The organism is Rhizobium sp. CFBP 13726, assembly GCF_014841925.1.
Taxonomy (GTDB): domain Bacteria; phylum Pseudomonadota; class Alphaproteobacteria; order Rhizobiales; family Rhizobiaceae; genus Neorhizobium; species Neorhizobium soli.
This window is the reverse complement of sequence record NZ_JACYUU010000013.1, coordinates 1-3,344: the sequence shown is the minus strand read 5'-3', so window position 1 is coordinate 3,344 and position 3,344 is coordinate 1. Positions and strand designations below refer to the sequence as shown.

5 protein-coding genes are annotated in these 3,344 nt (G+C 51.8%); 3 read left to right on the top strand and 2 right to left on the bottom strand.

Annotation, left to right across the window (positions count from 1 at the left end):
- Nucleotides 1–181 precede the first annotated feature (181 nt).
- A complete protein-coding gene (locus IFT66_RS23295; RefSeq protein ID WP_192079136.1) occupies nucleotides 182–754 on the bottom strand; it encodes a hypothetical protein in 573 nt (190 codons plus the stop codon).
- Here IFT66_RS23295 and IFT66_RS23290 point away from each other — a divergent pair.
- Nucleotides 753–1,205 (top strand): hypothetical protein, encoded by a 453-nt coding sequence (locus IFT66_RS23290; protein ID WP_192079135.1) that lies wholly within the window; start codon nucleotides 753–755, stop codon nucleotides 1,203–1,205. The two genes, IFT66_RS23295 and IFT66_RS23290, sit on opposite strands and share 2 nt — an antisense overlap.
- A gap of 181 nt (nucleotides 1,206–1,386) precedes the next feature.
- Here the strand turns inward: IFT66_RS23290 and IFT66_RS23285 are convergent, their stop codons facing one another.
- Nucleotides 1,387–1,998, bottom strand: a complete 612-nt coding sequence (locus tag IFT66_RS23285; RefSeq protein ID WP_192079134.1) for a hypothetical protein — start codon at nucleotides 1,996–1,998, stop codon at nucleotides 1,387–1,389.
- Between the two features lie 156 nt (nucleotides 1,999–2,154).
- Between IFT66_RS23285 and IFT66_RS23280 the strand changes: the two genes are divergently transcribed.
- A complete protein-coding gene (locus IFT66_RS23280) occupies nucleotides 2,155–2,460 on the top strand; it encodes a hypothetical protein (RefSeq protein WP_062579196.1) in 306 nt (101 codons plus the stop codon).
- A 130-nt stretch (nucleotides 2,461–2,590) separates the two neighbouring features.
- On the top strand, nucleotides 2,591–3,010 hold the full coding sequence (locus tag IFT66_RS23275; protein ID WP_192079133.1) for a hypothetical protein: 420 nt from the start codon (nucleotides 2,591–2,593) through the stop codon (nucleotides 3,008–3,010).
- Nucleotides 3,011–3,344: the final 334 nt, after the last annotated feature.

Below are 3,344 nucleotides of genomic sequence, written 5' to 3'. Positions count from 1 at the left end.
GTGGTTGAGCTTAAGCTTCCAAACAACACTTACCTAGAATTTTTCATGATGGGCGGCCAACCTTCCTTGGCAGAAGTCCAAGCATGTTGGGAATATGAGGGAACTTAAAACGGTGGCAACGTCCGCTTTGGGCCAAAAGAAGACATTGATTGCTTTGCGTTATTGCGGAAGTGGAACGTATTCAAGCTTGATCCAAAATCAGCGCAAGCGGTCCGTCCTTCGCCGCCATCAGGCTCCATCCTGGCTTCGAACCAGGACGCAGCCGTCCGAAGAGTTCACCATTGATATGGACGTGAGCGGTTGGAACAAGTGGCTCAGACGCATTCCAAGTCACAGATATATCCGAGGGAGCCTCCGGGAAATCGAAAGATAGGTCGTGGCGAATGAACTCCGAGGGATTTGCGAATGGCATCAGATTACGGTCATGCCACTCGGGTTCAACAGACATTCCTACGCGATTATAAAGCCACACATCTGCGACTATATAGGCGTCGGGGGTAAGAAGATACGCGTAGGCAACCCTACCATCGTCCTCGAAAACTACGCTGAAACCGGAATTCGGGTCGCCATAGGATGCGGTCATACTGTCGCGGCGAAAATCCATGAGTTGGGCCTGCGTTATTTGGCTCTGACATTCTAGGGAAATTGTATTCGACTGCAATGGGCTGAAATCTAACTCGGCAGCTTTGCGCCAATTGCGGTCGTTAGATTGGGTTGCTATTGAGTTCGCATCGTCAACGCCGAGCACCATCATGGACATTTCCAATCAAGAGCAGGCGTTATCTGACAAGATCGACTGCAGATTCCCATATTCAGATGCTTCCGAGGCAGCCATCCTCATTGAAGAGGCACGTTCGATTTCCCCAAACGCTGAATTTTGTGTGCTGTACGAAATCGTCTCCCCACCCGCCTCCGAAGGACTCCCGAAGCATAAGCAGCGAGAATTGTTGACTGCCTGGGCCGAGAATGCGGCGTCCCCCCTTGCAGCTCGCATTGCCGATTTGGCAAACCAAGTGATTGACGGTGGAAAAGTGCCGATAGAAAAGGCGTTAGACGAGATGCACGAGTTGGCAGCGACCGAAGGGCAATACGCGGCTTTGGCGGTGGTTTCTCATCTTGCATGTGCGGGGAGAAAAGACGTCGACTGTGAGTCGATAGACACGCTGGAGCAACAAATCCGGATGCGATGGGATGCGTCTAGATGACAGCCTCGCGCCAAATGCGTTCATTGAAGCGATCTGATCCTCAGGCTACTGAGGCAAAGCCTTCGAATCGCCAATGGGAATGAGATGCCTCATTATGACTTCAATCACCACAAGACCAAGGACAAATATCTAGGCTTCGTTCAGATTCCGCGATCCGTGTTTGGCTGCGGCTTCAGACGATCTAATGCGCGGCGTAACCATGCGATATTTTCCAATCGTGGTATCCGAACTTCTGCGCCGCAGCGTTTACGATGAGAGTTGTTTCCTCGTCCCATTCTTCGAACCTGAGGCCGAATGGGTCTGTGAGCTGGTTCTGCATCTTGAGGATGCCCACGAAGACGTGACGGACGGAACTGCGGCAGCTATCTTCCAGGTCGCAAAGCACATCGATGAGATAGCGTCCCAATTCGCGGTCTTCGAACCCCGAGAAATATTCTTTCGCCAAATTTATCGCCGCCATCCGGCGATAGCCTTCGTCATCCTTCATCTGCATCCATTCACGTAATAGGGGGCGATATCGATCAGTCAACCGAAGGTAACGACACAACGCCTTCAAAGAATATTCTACATACACGTTGTTGTCGTCGCCATGCAGAAATGCTTCCAGAAGCGGCGCATCCACTGTTTCGCCACATAGGCCGACCACGATGACGGCTCCCGGAATGTCTCCGGTACGGCTGCGAAGAATGCTTCGAGCAAATTCGACTTCCTCCGGGGTGACCACGCCCGGCTCCAAACCTTTTGCTCGAAGGCAGATATCCTGAACGTCGAATGTGGCAGACTTGATGGGCAAAATAGCGATCTTGATAAATAGTCTTTGCGGCGCTGCGTGAGGTCGTCGGTCAGAATGGCGTCATGTTCGGATTTGTCAACAGAACCAAGTGTGCGCTATAACCGTTTAGGCCGATTGCAGCCATTCATTAAATAGTTAGTATTCTGGGTTGCCACCATGCATCTAGTCGCCATGAAAGTTGTTGGCACTGTATTTCGAGTTGATGGGACCCCTTGGGACTACCATAACAATTCGAGGCCTTCGGCCTCGGGGGCCGCCGGGTTCGCGATCTGCGAGGTGGTGCTGGCTGATCCAGAGGGCTTAATCACGACAATGCCTCAAAAAGCCGAATTACACTTTCTTCGAGTCGTTCAGCTGGAGGATGGGGCCGAAGAAATTGATCTCTATGACGGCCCCAAGCTGATCATGAAATTCCGACCGGTGGCTCTTGCAGAACTCCAGGCCGTTAGTGCCATCCTATGATTGTCAATGACCTTCAAATCGTGTTGAAACGTGCTCCCGCTAAGCGCCAGAAGTGATCAGAGCGATCAATATTGTTGACCGATGATCTGATACCCCAAAAAACAGCTCTCCATCGAGGCAGGATATACGGATGCAAGAACTGGAGTTCGTCCAACTCAATGACGACTGGAGCGCAGAGCCTAATGCACCGTTGGTCGCAGTAGTCTTCGAAGGCAACGCAGCAAACTTGAGCTTCTTGCTAAATCCGTGGCAGCGGAAGGCCGACTTTAGGGAGGAGGCAACGGTTCGCTTCAGCAATTGCAGTCGCTGGAACTGGGATGCGACCAATGACCATGCGTGGTTTGCTGGGGAGGGTCGTTACGCTAAGCAAGCTCCCAAGTGGGGCGAATTCTACGAGGTGGTGGGAGAAGACATTCTAGGTGGCAACATCGACTGGGAGATCATCGCAGCCGACACTGTAAATGCCCGACATTTCCTATTTTACTTTCGCGATGAAACGCTCGAATTCATCGCTTCCGGCTGGTCGATGAGTACCAAAACAATTCATTGAATTCACGACCGCTTTGGGGCAAAAGCCGACCTCGGCAGCTTTGCGCCAGAGGCGGTCGTTGCCTTCATTCAACCCCCATGGTTTCATGGGTGGTGCGATACCAGGGTCGATAACGAAGCCGCGTCGCTACGGAGAACAAGCATGCGTTTCCCAGAAGAGACACTTTGGGACCACATCAACGATGGGTGGAGCCGCATGTCATTTAAGCAGCGAAACCTATGGGATGCAATCAAGCGATCGGCTGAAGAGTGGACTTGAAAGTCGCCCACAGACTTCGATAGCAGACGTATATGCTTCCCTCTATTTCACATTATGGTGTCGTAAGAAGATGCGA